Here is a 22,063-nt window from a genome sequence, read left to right on the forward strand (position 1 = left end):
GACTCAATCGACTACCGTGAGACACGACATCCTCCTTGATGTGATTTGGGATACCAAGCCCCTCGACCACATCAGGAGGATGTCTCGGCTCTCACACCTTTCAAGGAATTACTAGGAGGCCCGGAGCTTGCGGAGGGCCGTCACGAAGGGCCCTTCGTGACGCTCGGCTAGCGCCTCGCTCCTCAGGGAGCACGTTGGGCTCCGCGCCACAGACGCACGGGAACCCGCCACCGCTCCCTGAGGAGGCCCGGAGCTTGCGGAGGGCCGTCACGAAGGGCCCTTCGTGACGCTCGGCTAGCGCCTCGCTCCTCAGGGAGCAAGTGGTGACGCTCGGCTAGCGCCTCGCTCCTCAGGGAGCAAGTGGTGACGCTCGGCTAGCGCCTCGCTCCTCAGGGACCAAGTTGGGCTCGGCGCCACAGACGCACGGGAACCCGCGACCGTTCCCTGAGGAGGCCCGGAGCTTGCGGAGGCCGTCACGAAGGGCCCTTCGTGACGCTCGGCTAGCGCCTCGCTCCTCAGGGGCCGAGTGGTGACGCTCGGCTAGCGCCTCGCTCCTCAGGGGCCGAGTGGTGACGCTCGGCTAGCGCCTCGCTCCGCAGGGACCGAGTGGTGACGCTCGGCTAGCGCTTCGGTTAGACCATCATCTCGGTGCTCGGTGGCCGATCAGCCTTCGGCGCCGAGGATCTGGATGACGAACACCAGGGTGTCGCCCTGTTCGATACCGGCCTGCGGGTTGCCCTCCGGGTAGCCGTCCGCCGAGGTCATCGCGACCGCAACGGCGGCGCCCACGTTCTGGCCGGCGATGGCCTTCTGGAAGCCGGTCACCACCCCGTCCAGCGGGAACTCCGCGGGTGTACCGCGTTCGTAGCTGCTGTCGAACACCGAGCCGTCGCGACCGTTGACGCCGAGGTAGCACACCGAGACGGTGGCGGTGTCCTCCACGATGGCGCCGGACGCGGGCACCAGTGTCTGCACGGTGGTCTCGTCGACCGAGAACGGTGTGGTGACCTCGACGGCGGGGGCGGCATCTTCGGTCGGAGCGGTCACCGCGATGGCGCCGGTCGCACCGTCGAACTCCCACGCCGGCGTCGCGGACGCGTCGGGAGTGCTGGAGGGACAGGTCGTCACCGCGACGGTGCTCGCCGCCGCCTGCCCGGACGACTCGGCTGCGGTGTCGTCGGTGGAGTTGCAGGCGCTCAGCGCCAGGGTCAGCAGCAGGGTAGAGGCCAGCGCCGCTCGGCGCACCGTGAACATGTCCGCAACGCTACCGACCGAGTCGGCAATAACGGACACCGGCTGTCCGGGTGACCGGGCAGGATGGAGACACTGGCCCGACTCGCCGGCCGGTGGCGGTCAGGCGCGCGGACGTGCGATGCAGCGGTCCGCGGATGAACACTCGTGGGAAGTGAGGCAGACATGTCCCGGGATATCCAGGTGACGATCGACTGCGCCGACCCGGGTCGGCTGGCGGAGTTCTGGAGTGCGGTGTTGGGCTACCAGGTGCAGAGCCCGCCGCCCGGGTTCGATTCGTGGGATGCGGCCCTCGACGCCCTCGGGGTTGCGCCGGATCGACGCAACGACGCGTCGGGCATCGTGGACCCCGATGGCGATGGGCCGCGGATGTTCTTCCAGCGTGTCCCCGAGGCCAAGGTCGTCAAGAACAGGCTGCACCTCGATGTGCGTGCGGCACCCGGCCTCGTGGGCGCCGAGCGGATGGCGGCGCTGGAAGCCGAGTGTGCCCGGTTGCTGGAGTTGGGGGCCGCGCGCATCGCGCGGCACGAACCGGCGCCACCATTGCAGGGTGGCCACATCGTGATGGCCGACCCCGAAGGCAACGAGTTCTGCCTCGACTGAACTCGGGCCCGCTCATCGGTTTGCGCGTCAGCGGACGGGCAGGGACCCGTCGCGACGTAGGACGAAGAAGTAGGGGCGATCAGCTCCCTTCAGATCCATTGCTCCCAGCACCGCCTCATCCGAGAGTCGCCGGAACACGTCATTGATCGGCAGTTGGTCGTAGAGCATCGTTGCGGTGTCCACACCGCGGTACCGCGTGGTGCGCAGACGCGCCTTGGCGGAACGGGCTCGCCACAGCAGTCGCGTGGCGGCAATGGGTTTCGCGAACGACAGCGTCTTGATCGACGGCGCCTGCGCTGCCAGCGGCACCCCGCTGAACGCGAGGGCCGGATTCATCGGCCAGAGCGCCTGGCCGTCGGGGGTGGGAAACAGCAGCGGATGCACGGTCTCGGCGTCGACGAACTGTTTGCCCCACCACCCGCTCGCGGCCAGCAAACCGTCCATCAGGTGATCTGTCGGCAGTTCCGCGCCACGCCACGTGCCGATCATGAAATCGGTCTCGACGGCGGGGGATGCGTCGAAGAGGTCGAGTGCGTCGGCCGTGTTGGACGGAACGGTGTCCATCAGCTCGGTCAGGTGCATGTGCCGATCGTACGCACCAAGGCACAGGTTCACCATCGTGTGTCAACGTCATGTGGGCTCGGTCGGACGGCGGTGGGTCACCGGCAGACAGCGCCCTCCGATGCCGAGGTCACCAGCTTCGAGTACTTCGCCAGCACTCCGCGGGTGTAGCGCGGAGGTAGCGGCGCGAAGTCGTCGGCTCGCTGCGCCAATTCGTCCGCGTCGACCAGCAGATCGAGCGTGCCCGTGCCCACGTCGAGGCGGATCCGGTCGCCGTCGCGCACCAGCGCTATGGGTCCACCGTCGACGGCCTCGGGAGCCACATGCCCGACACACAGGCCGGTGGTGCCGCCGGAGAATCGGCCGTCGGTCATCAGCAGCACATCCTTGCCCAGGCCGGCGCCCTTGATCGCCCCGGTGATGGCAAGCATCTCGCGCATACCGGGTCCGCCCTTGGGGCCCTCGTAGCGGATCACGACGACGTCGCCGGCGGTGATCGTGCCGTCCTCGAGGGCGTTCATCGCGGCCCGTTCACGGTCGAAGACCCGCGCGACCCCCTCGAAGACGTCGGAGTCGAAACCGGCCGACTTCACCACGGCGCCCTCCGGCGCGAGTGACCCCTTGAGGATGGTGATCCCGCCGGTGGGATGAATGGGCTCGCTGGTGGCGCGCAACACCAAACCATCGGGGTCGGGAGGAGCGATGTCGGCGAGGTTCGCGGCGACGGTCTCGCCGGTCACCGTGAGACAGTCGCCGTGCAGGAGGTCGGCGTCGAGCAGCGCCTTCATCACGACGGGTACACCGCCGATCCGGTCGACATCGGTCATCACATGACGGCCGAACGGTTTGACGTCGGCCAGGTGCGGCACCTTGGCGCCGATGCGGGCGAAGTCGTCGAGCGAGAGCGGAACCTCGGCCTCATTGGCGATGGCGAGCAGATGCAGCACCGCGTTGGTGGACCCGCCGAACGCCATGACCACCGCGATGGCGTTCTCGAACGCCTCGCGGGTCATGATGTCGCGCGCGGTGATCCCGCGGCGAAGCATCCGCACCACCGCCTCGCCGCTCTCGCGTGCGTAGCGGTCGCGACGTCGATCTGGGGCCGGGGGAGCGGCACTGCCCGGTAGCGACATTCCCAATGCCTCTGCGGCACTTGCCATCGTGTTCGCCGTGTACATTCCGCCGCAGGCGCCCTCACCCGGACAGATCGCGCGCTCGATGGTGTCGACGTCCTCCCGGCTCATCAATCCGCGTGCGCACGCGCCGACCGCTTCGAAGGCATCGATGATCGTCACCTGCCGTTCGGCCCCGTCGGACAGGGTGGCGTAACCCGGCATCGTGGAACCGGCGTAGAGAAACACGTTCGCCAGATCGAGCCGGGCCGCCGCCATCAACATGCCGGGCAGCGACTTGTCGCAGCCGGCGAGCAGCACCGAGCCGTCGAGACGTTCGGCGTTCATCACGGTCTCCACGCTGTCGGCGATCACCTCGCGTGACACCAGCGAGAAATGCATACCCTCGTGGCCCATGGAGATGCCGTCGGACACCGAGATCGTCCCGAACTCCAGCGGATACCCGCCGGCGGCGTGCACCCCTTCCTTGACGGCCTTCGCGAGGCGGTCGAGGGAGAGATTGCACGGGGTGATCTCGTTCCACGACGAGCCGACGCCGATCTGCGGTTTGACCCAGTCGTCATCGCCCATCCCGACGGCGCGCAGCATGCCACGCGCTGCGGTCTTCTCGAGCCCGTCGGTGACGTCGCGACTACGTGGCTTGATGTCGATGTCGGTGTCGGGCTGAGTTGGCTTGGTCATGACCGCAACCCTAGTGCTGTGGTCGGGTGATCGGTGGCGTCACTCGGTGAAAGCGCGCATGGCGGCCTCCACGACCGCTGATCCGCGGGTGTGTGCGGAAAACTGAGCACGCTGCCGGGTGGCGCCGTTACCGTGCCGAGCCAGGCGGGCCACATACTGTGTGATCTGATCGCGGTCCCCGAGGGTTCCCAGACTCGGGTCGATGTCGTCGATGAGCCCGGCGGCCATGTCGCGTGCGGCTGCGGGCCGCTGCGTCAATACATCGATCCCGTCACCGTCGATACCGTCGTGGGCCGCCTTCCAGAGTGCTGCGGAGAGGACCGCGGCGTCGATCTCAGGTGCGGCCCGACCGGCGGCAAGGTCGACGGTCGCCGTCATCACCAGTGCCCGCACGATCGTGGCGAGGGCTGCGGCGTCGGCCGCGGACTGCTGGACGTCGCCGATTCTGACCTCGACCGTCGGCAGATGATCCGACGGCCGGATGTCCCAATAGACCATGTGGTCGTCGAGGATGGCTCCCGAGGACACGAACATGTCGACGAGCTGTTCGAAATGTTGCCGGGAACGCAGGTGCGGGGGCGGACCCGACGCCGGCCACCGGTTCCACAGCACCGACCGCCAACTGGCGTGCCCGGTGTCGGCATCGCGGTAGATCGCCGAATTGGCCGACAGCGCGAGTAGCACCGGAAGTCGCCGTCGCAGATGGTTGCTGACGCCGACGGCGACGTCGCGGTCGACGACCCCGACGTGGATGTGACAGCCGGAGATGCCCTGCTCGTGGGCGAGCATGCCGAAGTGTTCGCCGATGCGCCGGTATCGCTCGGTGTCGGTGATCGGGAAGGCATCGGGCACCGTCGGTGGCACGCCGGTCGCGATGACGCCAACGCCCACTTCATGTGCGGCGGCCGACACGACCGACCGCAGCTGTCGCAGTTCGGCGAGTACCTGTCGACTCGTCGAACACGCCGACGTCGCGATCTCCACCTGGCAGGTCGTCAGCTCCAGATCCAGCCGCACGCCGCGACGTGCAGCTGCCTCGGCCACCTCGCGGTTACGCCCCACCGGATGACCGGTGGACCTGTCGACCAGGATGAACTCCTCCTCCACACCGATCGTCGGCACCGCGGTGGAGTCGGTACCGTCGGTGGTCGAGGCGTCGGCGGGACCCATCACACAATCCTACGGTCGAGGTGACCGGGCGGATTCTGCACGCCGACAAGCACGGATACGACGAAGGGGAGGTACGCGTGGCAGCAGTTGACGTCGGCATCCGATCGGAGATGACCCCGGAGGAAGCGTGGCAGTTGGCCTCCGATCTGCACCGGTTCTCGGAGTGGATGACGATTTTCGGAGGTTGGAAGAGTGAGGTCCCCGACGAGATCGACGAGGGAACCGAGGTCTCTTCGCTGATCAAGGTCAAGGGCTTTCGCAATGTCATCCACTGGCAGGTCACCTGCTACGAGGAACCCACCGCGATCGCGCTGTCCGGTACGGGTCGGGGCGGTGTCCACATCGATCTCACGATGCGGGTCGACGAGGTCGACGCCGGATCCCGCTTCAGTCTGAACGCGGCGTTGCGGGGCGGACTGCTCAATGGTCCGGTGGGCCGGTTGGTAGCTCGCATGATGGAGTCCGACGTACGTGAATCCATCGAGAATCTGGCTCAGCTGGGTGGGACGCCGGAGGGGCGCTGAGCGGGCTCGCGGCTCAATTGTCGGTCCCACCCGCCCCGTGGATGCTCGCCACTTCCCGGCGCTGGCGGATGTCCAGTTCCGCACGACCCAGCGAGACAGTGATCGTGCCGCTCATGGTCGGTTGTTGCCTCCTGCGTTTCCGGTGGTGCGAGCCTGTGCGAAGTAGCGCCGCAGTGCCACCGCCGAAATGACAGCACTGGTGCCGGCCACCCCGATGAATGTCGGATCCGACAGACGCGCACGTCCCGTATACAGCAGGCCGGTCGCCGCGGCCGCATTCATCGACGCCCACACCAGGTTGAGCGCCGGAGAGGAATCGCCCACCCCCGGCGGGTCGGCGAACGGTGTCGGGAACGGTTTGCCGGTGACCGCATGGGCGAGGTGCGGTATCGCGTTGGTGGCGAAGGCTCCGGCGGTTCCAGCGATGAGTACGGCACGAAGACCGGGCATGACGCTCCTCTCGGTTGGGCTGGTGTCGCGCCGCCAGCCTAATCAGGTCCGACGTCCGGTTGCCCGCGTCTGATCACCGCTCGTCGCGGGGATCGTCGTCCAAGTCCCGGCCCCGGTCACCGGTGATGAGGTGATCGAGGATGTCGGTGGTCGCCTCGGCGGCCAGCGAGAAGGGTTCCAGCACGATGTCGGCGCCGGCAGCGCGCAATTGCTCGGCGTCGTGCGGATGGTGTGCGGTCATCACCACGTGACCGGTGTAGCCGTGATGGCGAAGGGCGTGCAGCAGCGCATGATTGGCGTCCATCGTCGGGATCGTGCTGATGATGAAGCGGGCCCGCGTGAGCGGCAGTGTTTCCAGGAAATGCAGATCTGAGGCACTGCCGTACACCGATGTCACGCCCGGGCGCGAGTTGGCGGCGAGCCGGTGGGGGTCGAAATCGACGGCGAGCACCCGGTGTCCGGCGGCGCTGAACTCGTCGGCGATGTGACGGCCGAATCGGCCGAGCCCGTACAGGATGGCGTCGACGTCGAGTTCGGTGCCATCGGGTGGTTGATGTCGCTTCGGGGAGCGGTCCAGAATTCCCAGCCACCGTTCGAGATACCGGTAGAGCCGGTGGGAGAACAGGATCAGATACGTCGATCCGCCGATCGTGACGAGGGCGACGACGGTGATCACGCTCGACGTGGTGTCGGTGATGTGTCCCAGTCCGAGGCCGAGCGCGGCGAGGATGAGGGAGAACTCGGAGATCTGCCCCAGCGGTAGCCCGGTCATGAAGCCGACTTCCGGCGGATATCGCTGCACAGCCATCAGGATCATGATGATCAACGGTTTGCCGATCAGCACGAACAGCGACAGGACCACGATCTCTGCGATGCGACCCGAAGCATCGGCGAAATTCAGCCCGGCGCCGAGGTCGAGGAAGAAGAACAGCAGCATGAAGTCGCGCAGACTCACCAGTCGGGCGCCGAGCGCATCGCGGTAGGGCGTGGCGGCCAGCGACACCCCGGCCAGGAAGGCACCGACCTCGGAGCTGAAGCCGAGCGCCTCGGTTCCGGCGGCGAGTGCGATGGCGTAGGCGACGCCGAACAGCACCAGCAGTTCCTGGGACCTCGCCACCTGATGGAGCAGCCAGGGCAAGACGAATCGCATCAGCAGTGCGATCCCGACCAGTAGCCCGATGCCCTTGGCCAGCACCAGCGCCACACTCACCACCATGGGGTCGTCGGTGTCGTGGCCGAACGCGTTGATGGCGATCATCACGACCACGACGACGAGATCCTGCACGATCAGCAGGCCTACGGCGATTCGGCCGTGCAACTGCTCGATCTCGCGGTTGTCGGAGAGGAGTTTGACGATGATGATCGTCGACGAGAACGTCAGGGCCATCGCGACATAGAAGGAGGCGACAGCGGACATCCCGAACGCGAGGCCCAGCAGATAACCCACGACGCCGCTGATCACCACCTGTCCGATGCCGGTGATCAGCGCCACCGGCCCCGTGGTCCGGATGAGGTTCATGTCCAGGCGCAGACCGACCAGGAACAGCAGGATCGCGATGCCGAGGCGGGCCAACAGATCGATGGTCTCGTTGGTGGTGACCCAACCGGTACCGGTGGGCCCCACCAGGATGCCGACGCCGATGAACGCCACGATCATCGGTTGACGCAACTTGGTCGCCAGCAGGCCGGCAACCGCCGCGATGGCCAGGATGCCTGCGATCAGCACGAAGTCGTGCGGTTCCCCCACGCTGAAACTCTTCCGTCCGACACTCTGTCCCTAAACCTAACTCGGCAACCGGACCGGGCGCGTCACCCCGACGCAACGAGTTGCCGGCGAGCGTGCCGCCCGACCGGAATGGCCCGCCCCGAACACTGGTTGCCCATGACATGACCGAACACGACTTCGATCCCCGTGACCTGATCGCCGAGACCCGGATCGGCATCCTGGCAACCATCAAGGGCAGTGGTCTCCCGCAACTGTCTCCGGTGACGTGCGTCTATGACCGCGACGACGACACCATCTATGTCTCGATGACCGAGGGTCGGGCCAAGACCGCCAATCTGCGCCGAGACCCGCGGGCCGCGGTCGAGTTCACCGGACCCGACGGATACACCTGGGCGACGGCGGAGGGGCAGGTGACGTTGCTCGGACCCGCTGATGCCCCCGACTCCGCGGAGGTCGACGCGCTCGTCGAGTACTACCGTCTCGGAGCCGGGGAACATCCCGACTGGGACGAGTACCGCGAGGTGATGGTCGCCGACCGTCGCGTGCTGATGGTGTTGAAGGTCTCGCACGTCTACGGAGCCAAACTGCGGTGATGATCAGCCGCGACGAATCCCCGTGACCATACCGATCGGCACATTAGAGTGACTCACGACAGCACGCGACCTGCCTTACCCAGGAGATCCGATGCAGTGGTTCGTGGACAGTCCGTTACTCACTCTCTTCTTCTGTGTCGGCGTCGGGGCGCTGATCGGCCGGATCCCGTTCGGGCCGGTGTCCTTCGGTCCGGCCGGTGCTCTGTTCGTGGCGCTCGCGCTATCGGCGATCGATGAAGACGTCGCCCTACCGCAGATCGTCACGAACCTGTCGCTGTGCGTCTTCTGCTACATGGTCGGCATCGCCGCGGGACCATCATTCGTCCGCGCGTTGCGCACCGGTTGGAAACCCGTGTTGGTGTCGGTCGTGGCGATCATCGCCATGGCGGGCACCGCTCTCGGTCTGGGCAAGGCACTCGGTTTCGACATCGGGACCATCGCCGGTGCGTTCGCGGGGGCGGGCACCGCGACGGCCGCGCTCGGTGCGGTTCAGCAGCAACTCGCCGACGGCGGCGAGATCCCGCCGGAACCCGCAATCGGGTACGCGGTGGCCTATCCGATCACGGTGCTGCTGACGATCCTGGCGTGTGCCTATCTGATCGGCGCGGGCCGACGCCGGCCCACCGCCGAAGACCGGGAGAAAATCGCGCCCATCGTGATCCGCACCCTGGAGATCGTGGGGGAGCCGGATCTGACCGTGCACGGGTTCGGCGAACGCTACGACGCGGTGGTGTCGCGATTGACCCGCGACGGGAGCACGGTCGTCGCTCATGACGCCGAACAACTCAAGGCCGGAGATCTGCTCACGGTCACCGCCCGCGAGGACGTCGTCGACGCGTTGGTGACCGATCTCGGACGCCAGACCGGTGACGAGTTCTGGCGGGACCGGTCCGACATCGATTTCCGTCGAATCATTATGTCCAACCGCACCCACGCGGGCCGGCAGCTACACGAATTGCGTCTCGAGGAGCGGTTCGACGCCGTCGTCAGTCGGGTGCGCCGCGGCGACGTCGATCTGATCGCGACTCCCGATCTGGTGTTGCAGACCGGGGATCGGTTGCGGGTGACCGCGCCACGCGACCGTCTGGCCGACGTGGCCGCCGATCTCGGGGACTCCGAACGGACCGCCGGTGACATCAATCCGATTGGGCTCGGGCTCGGTCTGACGATCGGTCTCGTTCTGGCGTTCGTGGAGATCCCGATGCCCGGCGGCGGGACATTGGTGCTCGGAACGGCGACGGCGCCGCTGATCGCCGGTGTGGTGCTCGGGGCGTTGGGCCGGACGGGTCCCATCGTCTGGACGTTGCCGGGCAACGTGTCGAACACGCTCAACCAGTTCACCCTGATGGTGTTCTTGGTGGCGGTCGGCACCGGTGCCGGGTCAGGGCTGGTGGACGCACTCGCCGACGATGGACTGCAGTTGGTCCTGCTCGGCGTCGCCATTTCGGCGGCGCACGCACTGATCTGTGTATTCGCGCTGCGGTCGTTGCTGCAGTACGGCACCGCCCGCGCGCTCGGCGGTCTGACCGGTTCGCAACTCAACCCGGCGCCCTACGCGTACGCGATGGGCAAGGTGCCCGATCAACGGGTGGCGCTGGGCTACGCGGTGCTCTTCCCGGTCAGCATGATCATCAAGGTGTTCATCGCCCAGATGATGGTGGTGTATTTCTGATCGCGACCAGGAACCTGGTCGGGTGTCAGCCGGTGGCCGCCTCGGTGGTCGGGGCGGGCATCGTCGATTTGGTCAGTGCGATGTCCGACGCCGTGGTCAGTTCGCCGTCGTCGTCGGGTTGCTCGAAGATCGCCCGTGCCGAAGGGCCGGACAAGTCGAGGGTGGCGATCGTGTTGCCGAAGATCGGTCCGTTCACCTTCGTCCAGGTCATCGGCAGTGCCGCTGCGCCACGGTATCGCGCCCACCGTCGGGTCATGCGCGCAACCCATGACGACCATCCGGCGATGAACATCGGTTTGACGTAGGCGGGCACCTTGTTGTGCACCGGCGAGCAGACGAGCTGATACACAGCGGACTGCACCGGGGCGGGAAAGTCCACGCGGGCGGCGTAGCTGTGATGGACGTCGCCGGACAACACCGTGATCGTCGCCGGCGCAGGCGACGAGCGGTCGGCCAGGTCACGAATCAGCGAGGTGAGCCGTTCGAACGAGTGACCGAACGCCTGCCAGTGCTCGAGATCGGCTGCCTGCCGGATGTTCTCGGCGATCCGGCCCCGAATACCGGGGCGTTCTGCGGCGATCTCGTTCACCGTCTCGGCGTCGCCCAGGACGGGTGGCAGCAACCATGGCAGTGACGAGCCGATCATCAGATGATCGACGTCTTCGGGGCGCTCGTGCATCTGCTCATCGAGCCAGTCGAACTCGTTGTCGCTGAGCATTTTCCGCTTCCCGTCGGCAAACACCCGGCCGTTGCGCGAATCGACCATGATGAGACGTCCGCGCCCGAGGTCCCAGCGGAAGCTGAACCGCAGGCCCTTACGTCCGTCGACCTCGGTGTCGGCGCGGTCGGCGAGGTCTACGAGCTGGTCCCAGCAATCGCCGTCGGCGGCGATGACTGCCTGGTACTCCGGATCCGCGGCAAGGGTGGCAGGAGTGAGGTTGCCGATGTGTTGATAGACCCAGTACGAGACGAGACCCGCACGGATCCGCTCTCGCCACCATGGCTCACGGTTGATCTGCTCTCGCCATGCCGCAGACGTGTTCCAGTCGTCGCGAATGTCGTGGTCATCGAAGATCATCGCGGTCGGCACCGTGGAGAGGATCCAGCGGATCTCGGGATCGCCCCACGTATGGCGGTACAGGCCGGCGTACTCGTCGAAGCTGACCACCTCGTCCTCGGGGCGGTCGCCGGTGCTTCCTGTCGTGGTGCTCCCGGTGCTCCGTCGGCCGGTGAGATTGCGCCGCGCATGCGGTGTGAGTTCGTCGGCGTACACCTGGTCGCCCAGCAGGAGCAGTGCGTCGGGCCACTGGTCGTGGGGGAGACCGGCCAGTCGCGCCGCGTACGAGTCGAGTGCGTCAACACCCAGCTCGGCGTCGAGCTTCGGGTCGTCGGTCCGGGGGAAGCGGCAGGAACCGAAGACGATGCGGTTGCGGTCCGCCGATCGTGGACCGCGGGTACGGATGACGCTCGGTGGGAAACCTGTGTCGGGTTCGGGCCACTGCACGGTGCCGTCGACCGCCACCTCGTAGGGCGTGATCGAGTCCGGGGTGAGGCCGTCGACGACGACGAGCGCGAAGTGGCAGCCGTGGACCTCGAACGTTCGGGCTCGGCAGCCGAGTATCTCCACGTCGGCGGCATGTTCGGTCTGAACCCACACCAACGCTGAGGTCGCCGAGACGTGGCGGAGGACCGGTCCGAGAACTAGAGCCATCGAACAAGCCTAGGTGGAATCGCTGAGAACTTCCGGTGACCGAGGCTCACACGAGTGTGGGATTGGCCGGCTCGTCGAGGAATCGGCGCATCAGCGTGAGACACGCCCGGGTGAGGTCCTGGTCTGCGGGTCCGGAGTCGGTGCTGCCGAGATAGTCGCCATGTCCGCCGGGCACGATCAGCGCTCGACCGCCGGGCGTTGCCTGCGCCATGCGGAGGGTGTGCTGGGGCACGACGACGTCCTGGTCACCGCTGACGTAGAGCACTGGTCCCCGCAGGCCGGCCAGCTCGGCGTCGTCCCAGTCCCGGAAACCGCACATGAGCGCGACATCGAGATCGAACATTCGCTGCAGATCGTCGGGGTCGGGGTTGAGGGCCCGGTAGGCGTCGACCAACGCGCCGGGGACGGAGTCGATCGTCTGATCGGCGAACCCGTCCCAGAACCCGTCGATGAACCCGTCGCGGCGGTAAAACCCGGAGGCCACCACGGTGCGGTTGGCGAGGTCGGCGTGCCGCATGGCGAAGCGCAGCGCGGTGGGGCCTCCATTGCTGAAGCCCATGATGTCGACGCGGGGAAGCTCGAGGGCATGCACCAGTGCGGCTATGTCGTCTGCCGAGTTCTCGAAGGTGTAGGCGCGCGACGAATGTGGTGTGTGGCCGTGGCCTTGCAGTTCGACGCCGACCACGAGGCGATCTGCGGCGAGCAGAGGAATCGCCGCACCCCAGTGCGATTGAATCGTGCCCGCTCCTCCGTGAACCAGGAGGACGGCCGTATGCCCGGTCTGCGTGCCGAAGGTCTCGTGGTGCAGTTCGATGGTCATCGGTCCTCCGTTGGGCTCGATCGTGGACATCGTTGGGTATGACATGAGCAGCGTGCACAATTCATCGGTGTCCGGTGGTCCATGATGGGGCGACAATGAGCGCATGATCCTGTCGTCAGAGCGCGATCCCCGGTTGATCACCATCCGGCGTGGCGGCGTTCTGACCGACGACTATCATCACCTCCTGGCTCTGTGGGCCGCGGACTGCGCCGAGCATGTTCTCGATCTGTTCGAGGCGGTGCAGCCGGACGATCCGCGGCCACGAACGGCGATTGCCGGGATCCGGGCGTGGGCGCGCGGGAAGATCCGGATGTCGGATGCGCGTGCGGCCGGAGGGCATGCGATGGCCGCGGCGCGGGTGCTGCGTGGGCCGGCGCGGCATGCGGCGTTCGCCGCCGGGCAGGCCGGGGTGGTGGCGCATGTGGCCGCCCACGAATTGGGTGCGGCCGCTTACGCAATCAAAGCGGCGCAGGCTGCGGCACCTCACGGCAGTCAGGAAGATGCCGGCCACGCGGAGTGCGGTTGGCAGCGGGCCCGCCTGCCCGAGGCCGTCCGCGACCTGGTGCTCGACGACCAGCGGCTGCGTAATGACATCTGCTGGTCGGTGTTCGATCACCACGAGTCGTGGGATGTGCGATGAGTTTCGCCTGCCGACTCGGTCATTCTGATGTAACGACACTCGTCGACCGGGAGGACTGATCGTGCGACCCCTGCGGTATTCCATCAACATCACACTCGACGGCTGTTGTGATCACCGAGAGATCCTCCCGGACGACGAGCTGCACCGTCGCGCGGCCGACAACCTGGCGCGTGCCGACGCACTCTTGTTCGGGCGGGTGACCTACCAGCTGATGGAGGACGGGTGGCGATACCCCGTCCCGCCGGGCACTCGGCCGGAATGGATGGACGCGTTTGCCGAGACGATCAGCTCGGCGAAGAAATACGTGGTGTCGGCCACATTGGAGCATGTCGACTGGAATGCCGAGCTGCTGCGCGGGAATCTGGCCGACGAGATCCGACGGCTCAAGGACGAACCGGGGGAGGGCATCCTGACCGGCGGTGTCGCCCTGCCGCAGGCCTTGGCGGAACTCGGCCTGATCGACGAGTACGAGTTCGTGGTGCATCCACGCGTGGTCGGGACGGGGCGGAGGCTGTTCGAGGGTTTGCCGGCAGCAGTCGACTTGGAACTCGTCGGGCGAACCGAATATGCCTGCGGGGCAACGGCGTTGACCTATGTGCCGGCGAGCGGCGGAGCGGCCTCGCCCTGACTGACAGCAGCGGGTGCGTCGGACCGGGTCTCACCGGGCCTGAACCACGCCCATCATCCCCAGGTCTTCGTGATCGAGGATGTGGCAGTGGTACACCGTGTTGCCCGGAAAGCGGTCGAAGGCGATCCGTACGGTGACCGACTGCCGGGCCGGAACGTCGATGACGTCGCGGAACTCCACGCCAGAAATGTCCGCACCAGCCGCACGAATCAGCTGCATCGGCCAGATATGCAGATGGAAAGGATGATTCATGGGGGATTGGTTGACGATCGTCCATTCTTCGACGGTGCCGATGCGCACGGACTGGTCGATGCGATCAGGGTCGAACGCCTGCCCGTCGATGACGAACCGCATCCCCATGCCGCCACCTCCCATGCCCCCGCCACCGCCGGCCAAGCCGCCCATGCTCATCGTCAGGGTGCGGGTGGCAACGGTTGCGCGGCTGCGGAGGTCGGGCAGGGGAGTGGGCGCCACCTCGGCGACGACGGGTGCCGGCGCCTGGGCATCCGGTACCACCGACAACACCGTGGCCTCGGGAGCGGTTGTGGACTGGCCGCCCATCATGCCCATTCCCATCTGGCCGCGGTCGAAGGCGGCGGCGATCAGGTCGGCCGACGACGATCCGACGGTGACGACGACATCGGCGCGATTACCGGGGGCGAGAAGTAGGCGATCGGTGGCCGCCGGTGACGGCAGCCGAGTCGAGTCCCGACCGCGTACCTGGGCGTCGAAACCGCCGAGCTGAAGGTCTAGGTATCGGCTGGAGCATGCGTTGATCAGCAGGAGTCGTTCGCTGCTGCCGGCGGGTGCGCGGAGTACCGGGCCGATCCGACCGTTCGTCAGCAGGGACTCGCCGGTACGACCAGCCATCCGGTCCATTTGCGAGACGTCGGCGACCCGGCCATCGGTGATGGTCGTGTCGGAGACGATCACGACACGCGGCGCAGCGGTGGCCCAGTCCTCGGTGTCGACGATGATCGCGCCGTACAGACCGCCGAACAACTGAGCTGCCACCGTGCCGTGGTGATGCGGGTGATACCAGCAGACACCACTAGGATGGTCGTCGGGCAGGTCGATCTCGTAGTCGAAGGTGCCGCCGGGACCGATCCGCAGAAACGGGTTGTCGCTGTTGCCGGTTGCCGACACCGACAGCCCGTGGGTGTGCAGATTCGTGGGGCGGTCGAGTGAGTTGCGTAGGTGCACTCGCAGGCGATCACCCGGCCGAAGGTGGAGCGTAGGTCCGGGTACCGACCCGTTGTAGGTCAGCATTCGCACCGTGGCCCCACCGACGGTCACGTCGGTCTCGGCGACGTCGAGGTCCATCTCGAGGACACCGTTCTCGGAGGTGAGTACCGGTGGCTCGATCCATGCCTCGCCCGGGTCGCCCACTGTCGTGTCGTCCGAGGATTGCGTGACGACGAGGCCGGTGGCTCCCGCGGCGATCGCGCCGATCCCGAGTGCGCCCAGCGTGAGAGCTTTGCGGCGAGTGATCGGTTCGCTCATCGGTCCCGGATGACGCGCAGGCGGGCGTTGAACTCGTCGGTGTCGATCTCACCGCGGGCATAGCGCTCCTCGAGGATCTTCTCCGCGGATTTCTCGGAGTTCGCGCCGGTCGGTGGAACCTCGGCCGGACCGGTGGTGTGGTCGGTCGGCGGCCGGTTGTCGCGCCGTAGGAGTCGGAACGCGAGATACACGAGTACGCCGAAACCGGCGAGAATCAGGATCATCCAGATCCACCCCATTCCGAAACCCATTCCGCCTGAACTTCCCATCATTGCCCGGCTTCCTTTCGTTCTCGATGTGTACCGCAGGTGTGCGGACCCACCCTGCATACCCAAGGGGGTATATGTCAACCGTACGCGTCGAAGGTATATCGCCGCGTGCACCAGCAGTGACCAACGCCTCTGGTCCGGTGTCGGTGAGCGGACTGTGATGGAGTCATGTCACTTCATGTGTGGTCCGAGAAGCGCGCAACGCGGTTCGAACACGCGCTCGACACGAGGTCGGTGGGCTTCGGGGTGTGGCTGTACCGGCGTACCGGCGGCCGGATCACCTCGTTGTGGCGCCGACGCGCCATCGTGTTGACCACCACCGGCCGCCGGTCGGGCCGTGCCCGCACTGTGCTGGTTCAGGTCTTCGAGGACGGAACCGAGTTGTTCGTCGTCGCGGCGAACAGTGGGTTGGGGAGTCCGCCGGGCTGGTACCACAATCTGTGTGCCGATCCGGCCCTCGTCGGCGAATTGTACGGCCGCCGACTGCGTTTGCGCGCCGAGCTGCTCTCGGCGGACGACGCCGAACAGCGGTGGCGCTGGATACTGACGCTCGCACCCGATTACGACCGCTACGAGCGTCGGCTCGGGCGGGTGCCGCCGATCTTCCGGCTGGTGGCAGCCGACGGTTGAGCTCGGCCCGGACGCCGATCGGTCATCGGGCAAGCCTTGCGATGGCATCGAGTTCGTCGGTGAGCGACGCATGCAGGATGTCCGCTGGTATGGCGGCTGCGGTGTGGACGGCGAAGGACAATGTGCCCGCATACGAGGCCGCGACGATGCTGATGCGGACGTTGCCGCCGAGTGTTCCGACGGCGTGCATGTCGACAAGCGGTGCGCCGTCGAAGCACAAGGGGCTCGCCGGGCCATGGACGTTGCTGGTGACCAGACCGACTTTCCGTTGGTGGCGGCTGTAGCGGACGAACTGACGCATCATCCATCTGCTCTGGACCGGCGGGAACTCGCCCGCCAGTCGAGCGTCGGCGATGGCCGTCACCGCGCCGGGGTGGATGGCGCGAATTCGCTCTGCTGGGTCGTCGATGCTCAGGGGAAGGGGCACCATGGCGGACCCGATCGCGTTGCCCTGGCCGGCCCGCGCCGCGAGTGCCACCGGAACCGAGACGGTGACAGACGACGGCGGGTTTTCACCGAGTGCATGCAGGGTGGTCGACAGCGCGCCGGCGACCGCGGCCAGCACGCCGTCGTTGACCGAGCCGTGCGCAGCCTGCGTGCCGGCGTGAAATGCGGCCAGATCGATACCGGCGAAACGGATCGCGCGCGGACCATCGGTGTCGCCGAGCAATGCGCTGCGACCGGGCACGCGTGACCCGGAGATCACGCGCCAGAGTTGCCCCAGACGTTGCCGAGCGTCGGTGTCTTCGGCGCCCGGCGTCGGACGCACACCCGCGCGGGCGGTTTCGATGACGGGGCCATCGGTGTCGGCAAGTGCGGCGAGCATCAGTGCTGCGGCCAGCCCGTCGGCCACCGCGTGATGGATACGGATGAGAATGCCGGCACATCCGATCTCGAGGTGCGGCACCAGCAGTATCTCCCAGAGCGGATGTGCGCGGTCGAGCCGAATCGACATACGGTCCGCGCACAGGTCTTCGAGGTTCGATGCGTCGACTGCGCGGATGTGCTGGGCGGGGTCGAGAGTCGCGTCCCGCCAACGCCACACCCGCCCCGCGGTGTCGGCGACCTGCCGCAGCTGCGGCACGCGCAGTGCTCGGTGAATGAAGATGTCGCGGGCGCGGTCGAGATCGATGCTGCCGTCTGACTGAACGAATCCGCCCGGACCCAATCGACCGGCCAGCGCGAAGGCGTTGACGCGGTCCGCGGAGTCGAACACCAGATTCGCGATGTCGGCCGGTGCGATCATCGCGTCGAGCGGTGAACGAGGCTCACTCACATCTCGATTGTCCCCGACCGGGGTGATCGCCACGGCAGGAATGCGTCGTCGGTCCTTGAGGTACGGAGGTGATCGGTACGAGACGTGTGCAGCAGTCTCCGGCAGCTTCTGAGCGAGGACCCGTCTGTTGTTGGGACGCAATCGGTACACCTGCGGGTCGTCGCGCACACCAATACAGTCGAACAGGATGCCCGGTCTGCGTGCGTGCCGGATCGGTTTCATGTCAGCGCTCGAGAGGAATGCATGAGGCAGTTCGTTTATCGCCGGACCACATTCGTCGCCGGACTTTGTGCGGTCACGCTGATCGCCGCTGCGTGCGGTGGCGACGATACGACGGACGATGCGGTGTCACCGGCCTCGTCGGCCGCGGTCGTGGAGTCGGCTGCCCAGGCTGAGCCCACCGATGTGACGATGATGGGGGACCAGGACATCGAGGTGACACTGACCGGCCCGATCGCAATCAAGTACGCGTCGGCGACAGACGCTCAGAAGGAGGCGCTCGGAATGCCGCTGACCGGTGATCACAACGCGGGCACGCGCGAGAGTGGCGTCGTGTTTCAACAGTTCCACGGCGGCGTGATCATCGCGAAGAACGACAGCCCAGGGACTCCGGCGTACGTCGTCACGTCGGGCGGGATCCGGGACGCGTGGAACACCGAGCGTGCCCCGGATGGCACTCCGTCCCTCACCGGGAAGAACGGTTCGCCTGGACCTCTCGGTGTTCCCGTCACCGATCTGACCGCTGACGGTGACGTACAAGAGGTGACTTTTGAGCACGGCAAGGTCACCGAGAACACCGCGACCGGAGAGGTCACCGTGACCGTCAACGGAAAGGTCGTGCCGGCGGGCCTGAGGTAGACCGCCGCGCGAGTGAGCCCTGTTCGCCGGTCGTTGCCCGCCAGGAACTGCTCGTCTTCCGGACGGACTCCGAGGCGCGGATTGTGCAGCTAGCTGCATATTGCAAGCGATGCAGCTATTATAGCTGCATGGGTGTGGTCATCACCGTTCGCGACGTGCCAGACGCGGTACGAGATGAACTCGCAGCGCGGGCTGCGCGGGCCGGCAAATCGTTGCAGGAATACTTGCGCGGCATGCTGATCGAGTCTGCGTCACGTCCGCCGGTCGATGATGTCATTGCGCGGGCGCGGGCGCGGGTCGGCGCAACCGGCGTGCGGGTGGACGCCGCCGCGATCCTCGACGCGCGAGATGCGGACCGACGGTGACCATCGACGCCGTGTGTGACGCCTCGGCCCTCGTGGCGCTGTTGCTCGACGACGGTCCGGACGGTCGCTGGGCGGTCGAGCAGTTGTCCGGCACACGCTTGCTCGCACCGCAGCTGGTGATGTTTGAAGCGAGCAACATCATTCGGAGACAAGAAGCGGCCGGATTCGTCAGCGCCGACCAGGCGGTGCAGGCCCACGGGGATCTGCTCGACCTCTCGATAGAGCAGTGGCCGTACGAACTTCTCGGTTCGCGGGTGTGGGAATTGCGCAGCAATCTGTCCGGGTGCGACGCCAGCTATGTCGCCGTCGCCGAACTGGCAGGTGCCCCGCTCGTCACTCTTGACCGGCGCATTGGCAGGGCGACGGGTCTGCGGTGTGAGGTGAAGATTCCCTGACGTCGACGGATTCGTCAGGACCGGCTCATCGAGTTCGGCGCGACGCGCACGTTCGTAGGACGGCCGGGCGTCATCGCCACTTGCCGAGCCGGCTCATCGAGGCGCCGTTGCTGCGGATTCGTATCCCAGGCGAACGTGACGCGATCTCAGGTCTCGAACGGGACACCGACGTGATGGTCGACAAGCTCACCGCCGTGCGGCGGACGAATGTGCTGACGCGCGTTGGCCGGCTGACGTCCGAACAGCTCGTGGAAGTCGAACGCTCGCTGATGGCGTTTCTGGGACTCGCGCGATGACGCGATCCGAAGTGGCAGCTCAATGTCGGCGGAAGGGGGTCCGACTTAATCCCGGTGCACCGCAACGCAATAGACAGCGGTTAACGGTAACCCTGCATATTCGGTTGCTGCATGTTCGCTGGACCGTGTCGAATAGAGACTCGAGCTGAGGCCAGTTTCAGGGGCGACTCACGGGTATGACGCGAACGATGCCGTCCAAGCCTTCGAAGTCGTTGGGGTTGGTGGTGTAGAGGGGGAGCCCGGCTGCGGTCGACACAGATGCGATCATGAGGTCCGCTACTCGTCTCCGTGGCGTTCTTCCACGAGCTTGGACCGCGGCGCTGATGCGGCCGAATGCGCGAGCAGCGTCGGCGCCGAACGGTATGGGGTCGAACTCGTTCTCGACGCGCTGGAGAACATCGGCGCGGCGTGCGCGTTCGTCGGAGGCCTGTGGGTCGTCGCCAATTACCAGGTGTATGCCGGCGGAGAGCTCAGCCAAGGTGATCGCACTGATTGCCATCTCGTCCGGCAGTTTGGCAGGGTCGATTGCGTGGCGAAGAATCAAGATGTTGGTGTCGAGCAACCCCCGCCGTACTTCGTCAGGCATACGGGTCGCTCAACGTTCCGTCGTATACGCGGTCCTGATCAGATCGGAACTTCTCTACATCAATCAATGGAGCCGACACCGAGCCGCGGGCGAACTCTGTGCGGGAAACAAAGCTGCGTCGTCGACGTAGGGGGACGAGTTCCGCTATCCCACGGCCGTCGCGGGTAACCGTAAAGGAATCGCCGGACTCCACCGCGTCCATGATCTCTTTGGAACGCATGCGGAGGTCGCGTTGGCTTACTTCGCGCGGCGCACTCATGTGCTACAGGATAGCACGGTATGGCACGGGGTAGAGGCTCGCCGATGGCGTTTCTGGTCCGCGATTGATGCGATGCGCGACGTGGCAGCGCAACGCCGGGAGTGGTGGTGGTCCGGAACTTGAATCCCTCTGTACTGCATATTCGATTCCTGCCTATTCCCAGCCGTAGCCGATCAGCTCGGTGTACCACTTGCCCGCAGGGTGGTACACTTGCGGCATGCCGACGACACGCCCCCGATATCAGGTAACAGAGACACCGACGGTTGCTCTCGCCTTAGACAGGGCAGCGAAACGATGGCCCGGAGAGCCCCGATCACGCCTGCTCGTGCGACTTGTCGAGGCGGGGGGCGAAATGCTCGCGAATGACGAGTCCGCCGACAACCACGCCCATCGATCTGCGGTGCTGGCCAGCGCAGGGCGTTACGCCGAGGCATTCGGTCCGGACTATCTCACCGAGCTGAGAGCGGACTGGCCGGCGTGATTGCAGTGGACGCGAGTGTGCTCATCGCTCATTTGAATCCAGCCGATCCGCATCATCGAGCGGCCACCGAAGTTCTCCTGGCCGGCACGCCCGGGGAGATGCTGGTGCACATGATCACAATGGCGGAAGTACTGGTCAGCGGCGTCCGGATAGGACAGGGTGCGACGATGCGCGATGACATCCATGCCGCCGGAATCACGGTCGCGCCTCACGATAAAGGGGAACCACTACGACTAGCCGAACTGCGTGCCAGCAGTGGGCTGAAGTTGCGCGACTGCTGCGTTCTTGACGTCGCGGTACGACACCACGCAAACCTCGCCACCTTCGACCACGCACTGGCCGCGGAAGCTACAAAACGCGGCATACCTGCTGCCAATGCGTGATGCGAAAACCGTTGGGTAGCAACCCAATATGCAGAACATCTGGTAACCCGCCGGCATCCGCACCTACATCGCCGACGAGCTCGACGAGGCCCAGGCGTACGCCGATCAGACCGGGGGGCAGGTCGACCGGCTCCCATAGTCACTAAACAGCGTCTCCGCTGCGCTGCGCTGCCGCCCTCCCCGAGGTCGGTTGCCACATGAGCGGAGTCGTGACGTTTGAGCGAGGGGGGTGGGGCTCAGAAAGCCGCGCATGCGTGTCCCCTGAGCCCTGTCGAGTCGTACCAGACCCATAGGGTGTTCCATCATGTTGACGGCGTGGGCAGACGAGAGCGGGTCGCGACCGGACATGGACCCCGGCGCGTACCTGATGTCCGCAGCACTCTGCGACGAAGACGACGTCGCCACTCTCCGCGCCCCTGACGGGGTTCGTCGTCGTGCACGTCGATAAGGAATCCTCGGATCGCCGACACCGACGCAATGTCAGCGGACATGAAAAACTGCCCATGGGCGGTCACGAAAGTGCCCGCTGACGGCCAATAAGGACTGCCCACTGGCGGTCAGGAAACTGCCCGTTGGCGGACACGATTTTGCCTGCACCT

The 22,063-nt window shown here is 66.2% G+C and carries 26 protein-coding genes; 13 read left to right on the forward strand and 13 right to left on the reverse strand.

The genetic code is table 11. The features are described from left to right. Positions 1 to 663: 663 nt before the first annotated feature. Positions 664 to 1,254 (reverse strand): FKBP-type peptidyl-prolyl cis-trans isomerase, encoded by a 591-nt coding sequence (locus L1892_RS23460; RefSeq protein ID WP_235726210.1) that lies wholly within the window; start codon positions 1,252 to 1,254, stop codon positions 664 to 666. Positions 1,255 to 1,416: 162 nt separating this feature from the next. On the opposite strand from L1892_RS23460, the gene L1892_RS23465 reads away from it, so the two are divergent. Beyond that, positions 1,417 to 1,854, forward strand: coding sequence for a VOC family protein (locus L1892_RS23465; RefSeq protein WP_235726211.1), 438 nt, complete (start codon positions 1,417 to 1,419; stop codon positions 1,852 to 1,854). Between the two features lie 27 nt (positions 1,855 to 1,881). Here L1892_RS23465 and L1892_RS23470 read toward each other — a convergent pair whose 3' ends face one another. The 3 genes from L1892_RS23470 to L1892_RS23480 all read right to left on the reverse strand — a co-directional run bounded on the left by L1892_RS23470 (position 1,882) and on the right by L1892_RS23480 (position 5,399). Next, positions 1,882 to 2,436 (reverse strand): DUF4334 domain-containing protein, encoded by a 555-nt coding sequence (locus L1892_RS23470; RefSeq protein ID WP_235726212.1) that lies wholly within the window; start codon positions 2,434 to 2,436, stop codon positions 1,882 to 1,884. Between the two features lie 77 nt (positions 2,437 to 2,513). After that, positions 2,514 to 4,229, reverse strand: a complete 1,716-nt coding sequence (ilvD, locus tag L1892_RS23475; protein WP_235726213.1) for a dihydroxy-acid dehydratase — start codon at positions 4,227 to 4,229, stop codon at positions 2,514 to 2,516. Positions 4,230 to 4,268: 39 nt separating this feature from the next. After that, positions 4,269 to 5,399 (reverse strand): glutamate--cysteine ligase, encoded by a 1,131-nt coding sequence (locus L1892_RS23480; RefSeq protein ID WP_235726214.1) that lies wholly within the window; start codon positions 5,397 to 5,399, stop codon positions 4,269 to 4,271. A gap of 77 nt (positions 5,400 to 5,476) precedes the next feature. Between L1892_RS23480 and L1892_RS23485 the strand changes: the two genes are divergently transcribed. Next, positions 5,477 to 5,923 carry a type II toxin-antitoxin system Rv0910 family toxin gene (locus L1892_RS23485; RefSeq protein WP_235726234.1) on the forward strand — a complete coding sequence of 149 codons (447 nt, stop codon included), beginning with the start codon at positions 5,477 to 5,479 and terminating at the stop codon, positions 5,921 to 5,923. 111 nt (positions 5,924 to 6,034) lie between these two features. On the opposite strand, the gene L1892_RS23490 is transcribed toward L1892_RS23485, so the two are convergent. Then, the gene (locus tag L1892_RS23490; RefSeq protein ID WP_235726215.1) at positions 6,035 to 6,373 is read right to left on the reverse strand and encodes a hypothetical protein; all 339 of its coding nucleotides are present in this window, start codon (positions 6,371 to 6,373) and stop codon (positions 6,035 to 6,037) included. Positions 6,374 to 6,446: 73 nt separating this feature from the next. Further along, a complete protein-coding gene (locus tag L1892_RS23495; protein WP_235726216.1) occupies positions 6,447 to 8,120 on the reverse strand; it encodes a cation:proton antiporter in 1,674 nt (557 codons plus the stop codon). A 140-nt stretch (positions 8,121 to 8,260) separates the two neighbouring features. Here L1892_RS23495 and L1892_RS23500 point away from each other — a divergent pair, with 140 nt between their 5' ends. Further along, entirely contained in the window at positions 8,261 to 8,692 is a 432-nt protein-coding gene (locus tag L1892_RS23500; RefSeq protein ID WP_235726217.1) for a PPOX class F420-dependent oxidoreductase, read from the forward strand. A 91-nt stretch (positions 8,693 to 8,783) separates the two neighbouring features. Further along, complete coding sequence (locus L1892_RS23505) at positions 8,784 to 10,364, forward strand: aspartate:alanine exchanger family transporter (RefSeq protein ID WP_235726218.1); 1,581 nt, start codon at positions 8,784 to 8,786, stop codon at positions 10,362 to 10,364. Positions 10,365 to 10,389: 25 nt separating this feature from the next. Here L1892_RS23505 and L1892_RS23510 read toward each other — a convergent pair whose 3' ends face one another. Further along, entirely contained in the window at positions 10,390 to 12,075 is a 1,686-nt protein-coding gene (locus L1892_RS23510) for an alkaline phosphatase D family protein (RefSeq protein WP_235726219.1), read from the reverse strand. 46 nt (positions 12,076 to 12,121) lie between these two features. Further along, positions 12,122 to 12,895, reverse strand: a complete 774-nt coding sequence (locus L1892_RS23515) for an alpha/beta fold hydrolase (RefSeq protein ID WP_235726220.1) — start codon at positions 12,893 to 12,895, stop codon at positions 12,122 to 12,124. Positions 12,896 to 12,998: 103 nt separating this feature from the next. On the opposite strand from L1892_RS23515, the gene L1892_RS23520 reads away from it, so the two are divergent. Both L1892_RS23520 and L1892_RS23525 read left to right on the forward strand, forming a co-directional pair. After that, a complete protein-coding gene (locus L1892_RS23520) occupies positions 12,999 to 13,535 on the forward strand; it encodes a putative immunity protein (protein WP_235726221.1) in 537 nt (178 codons plus the stop codon). Between the two features lie 61 nt (positions 13,536 to 13,596). Further along, entirely contained in the window at positions 13,597 to 14,163 is a 567-nt protein-coding gene (locus L1892_RS23525) for a dihydrofolate reductase family protein (protein ID WP_235726222.1), read from the forward strand. Between the two features lie 30 nt (positions 14,164 to 14,193). Here L1892_RS23525 and L1892_RS23530 read toward each other — a convergent pair whose 3' ends face one another. Together L1892_RS23530 and L1892_RS23535 are read right to left on the reverse strand one after the other, a co-directional pair. Next, a complete protein-coding gene (locus L1892_RS23530; RefSeq protein WP_235726223.1) occupies positions 14,194 to 15,666 on the reverse strand; it encodes a multicopper oxidase family protein in 1,473 nt (490 codons plus the stop codon). Continuing rightward, entirely contained in the window at positions 15,663 to 15,938 is a 276-nt protein-coding gene (locus L1892_RS23535) for an SHOCT domain-containing protein (protein ID WP_235726224.1), read from the reverse strand. The genes L1892_RS23530 and L1892_RS23535 overlap by 4 nt, the downstream gene beginning before the upstream one ends. Before the next feature lie 165 nt (positions 15,939 to 16,103). On the opposite strand from L1892_RS23535, the gene L1892_RS23540 reads away from it, so the two are divergent. Continuing rightward, the gene (locus L1892_RS23540) at positions 16,104 to 16,565 is read left to right on the forward strand and encodes a nitroreductase/quinone reductase family protein (RefSeq protein WP_235726225.1); all 462 of its coding nucleotides are present in this window, start codon (positions 16,104 to 16,106) and stop codon (positions 16,563 to 16,565) included. A 22-nt stretch (positions 16,566 to 16,587) separates the two neighbouring features. Here L1892_RS23540 and L1892_RS23545 read toward each other — a convergent pair whose 3' ends face one another. After that, positions 16,588 to 17,841, reverse strand: a complete 1,254-nt coding sequence (locus L1892_RS23545; protein ID WP_235726226.1) for a wax ester/triacylglycerol synthase domain-containing protein — start codon at positions 17,839 to 17,841, stop codon at positions 16,588 to 16,590. A 243-nt stretch (positions 17,842 to 18,084) separates the two neighbouring features. Here L1892_RS23545 and L1892_RS23550 point away from each other — a divergent pair, with 243 nt between their 5' ends. From L1892_RS23550 to L1892_RS23565, 4 genes are all read left to right on the forward strand, one after another. Then, positions 18,085 to 18,699, forward strand: coding sequence for an LGFP repeat-containing protein (locus L1892_RS23550; RefSeq protein WP_235726227.1), 615 nt, complete (start codon positions 18,085 to 18,087; stop codon positions 18,697 to 18,699). 128 nt (positions 18,700 to 18,827) lie between these two features. Next, the gene (locus L1892_RS23555; RefSeq protein WP_235726228.1) at positions 18,828 to 19,064 is read left to right on the forward strand and encodes a FitA-like ribbon-helix-helix domain-containing protein; all 237 of its coding nucleotides are present in this window, start codon (positions 18,828 to 18,830) and stop codon (positions 19,062 to 19,064) included. Beyond that, positions 19,061 to 19,459 carry a type II toxin-antitoxin system VapC family toxin gene (locus tag L1892_RS23560; RefSeq protein ID WP_235726229.1) on the forward strand — a complete coding sequence of 133 codons (399 nt, stop codon included), beginning with the start codon at positions 19,061 to 19,063 and terminating at the stop codon, positions 19,457 to 19,459. The genes L1892_RS23555 and L1892_RS23560 overlap by 4 nt, the downstream gene beginning before the upstream one ends. 80 nt (positions 19,460 to 19,539) lie before the next feature. After that, positions 19,540 to 19,755 carry a type II toxin-antitoxin system PemK/MazF family toxin gene (locus tag L1892_RS23565; RefSeq protein ID WP_235726230.1) on the forward strand — a complete coding sequence of 72 codons (216 nt, stop codon included), beginning with the start codon at positions 19,540 to 19,542 and terminating at the stop codon, positions 19,753 to 19,755. A gap of 157 nt (positions 19,756 to 19,912) precedes the next feature. On the opposite strand, the gene L1892_RS23570 is transcribed toward L1892_RS23565, so the two are convergent. Together L1892_RS23570 and L1892_RS23575 are read right to left on the reverse strand one after the other, a co-directional pair. Continuing rightward, on the reverse strand, positions 19,913 to 20,317 hold the full coding sequence (locus tag L1892_RS23570) for a type II toxin-antitoxin system VapC family toxin (protein WP_308191734.1): 405 nt from the start codon (positions 20,315 to 20,317) through the stop codon (positions 19,913 to 19,915). Between the two features lie 16 nt (positions 20,318 to 20,333). Beyond that, entirely contained in the window at positions 20,334 to 20,600 is a 267-nt protein-coding gene (locus tag L1892_RS23575) for a type II toxin-antitoxin system Phd/YefM family antitoxin (RefSeq protein WP_235726232.1), read from the reverse strand. Positions 20,601 to 20,952: 352 nt separating this feature from the next. On the opposite strand from L1892_RS23575, the gene L1892_RS24760 reads away from it, so the two are divergent. Next, the gene (locus L1892_RS24760; protein WP_268900619.1) at positions 20,953 to 21,081 is read left to right on the forward strand and encodes a hypothetical protein; all 129 of its coding nucleotides are present in this window, start codon (positions 20,953 to 20,955) and stop codon (positions 21,079 to 21,081) included. Further along, entirely contained in the window at positions 21,078 to 21,464 is a 387-nt protein-coding gene (locus L1892_RS23580) for a type II toxin-antitoxin system VapC family toxin (protein ID WP_235726233.1), read from the forward strand. Before L1892_RS24760 ends, L1892_RS23580 begins: the two co-directional genes overlap by 4 nt. Positions 21,465 to 22,063 lie beyond the last annotated feature (599 nt).

The organism is Gordonia tangerina (genome assembly GCF_021556435.1).
Taxonomy (GTDB): domain Bacteria; phylum Actinomycetota; class Actinomycetes; order Mycobacteriales; family Mycobacteriaceae; genus Gordonia; species Gordonia tangerina.

Coding starts and splice junctions, on each gene's coding strand:
- L1892_RS23460 (WP_235726210.1), bottom strand. CDS start 1,254: ATGTTCACGGTGCGCCGAGCGGCGCTGGCCTCTACCCTGCTGCTGACC.
- L1892_RS23465 (WP_235726211.1), top strand. CDS start 1,417: ATGTCCCGGGATATCCAGGTGACGATCGACTGCGCCGACCCGGGTCGG.
- L1892_RS23470 (WP_235726212.1), bottom strand. CDS start 2,436: ATGCACCTGACCGAGCTGATGGACACCGTTCCGTCCAACACGGCCGAC.
- ilvD (WP_235726213.1), bottom strand. CDS start 4,229: ATGACCAAGCCAACTCAGCCCGACACCGACATCGACATCAAGCCACGT.
- L1892_RS23480 (WP_235726214.1), bottom strand. CDS start 5,399: ATGGGTCCCGCCGACGCCTCGACCACCGACGGTACCGACTCCACCGCG.
- L1892_RS23490 (WP_235726215.1), bottom strand. CDS start 6,373: ATGCCCGGTCTTCGTGCCGTACTCATCGCTGGAACCGCCGGAGCCTTC.
- L1892_RS23500 (WP_235726217.1), top strand. CDS start 8,261: ATGACCGAACACGACTTCGATCCCCGTGACCTGATCGCCGAGACCCGG.
- L1892_RS23505 (WP_235726218.1), top strand. CDS start 8,784: ATGCAGTGGTTCGTGGACAGTCCGTTACTCACTCTCTTCTTCTGTGTC.
- L1892_RS23510 (WP_235726219.1), bottom strand. CDS start 12,075: ATGGCTCTAGTTCTCGGACCGGTCCTCCGCCACGTCTCGGCGACCTCA.
- L1892_RS23515 (WP_235726220.1), bottom strand. CDS start 12,895: ATGACCATCGAACTGCACCACGAGACCTTCGGCACGCAGACCGGGCAT.
- L1892_RS23520 (WP_235726221.1), top strand. CDS start 12,999: ATGATCCTGTCGTCAGAGCGCGATCCCCGGTTGATCACCATCCGGCGT.
- L1892_RS23530 (WP_235726223.1), bottom strand. CDS start 15,666: ATGAGCGAACCGATCACTCGCCGCAAAGCTCTCACGCTGGGCGCACTC.
- L1892_RS23535 (WP_235726224.1), bottom strand. CDS start 15,938: ATGATGGGAAGTTCAGGCGGAATGGGTTTCGGAATGGGGTGGATCTGG.
- L1892_RS23540 (WP_235726225.1), top strand. CDS start 16,104: ATGTCACTTCATGTGTGGTCCGAGAAGCGCGCAACGCGGTTCGAACAC.
- L1892_RS23550 (WP_235726227.1), top strand. CDS start 18,085: ATGAGGCAGTTCGTTTATCGCCGGACCACATTCGTCGCCGGACTTTGT.
- L1892_RS23555 (WP_235726228.1), top strand. CDS start 18,828: ATGGGTGTGGTCATCACCGTTCGCGACGTGCCAGACGCGGTACGAGAT.
- L1892_RS23575 (WP_235726232.1), bottom strand. CDS start 20,600: ATGAGTGCGCCGCGCGAAGTAAGCCAACGCGACCTCCGCATGCGTTCC.
- L1892_RS24760 (WP_268900619.1), top strand. CDS start 20,953: ATGCTCGCGAATGACGAGTCCGCCGACAACCACGCCCATCGATCTGCG.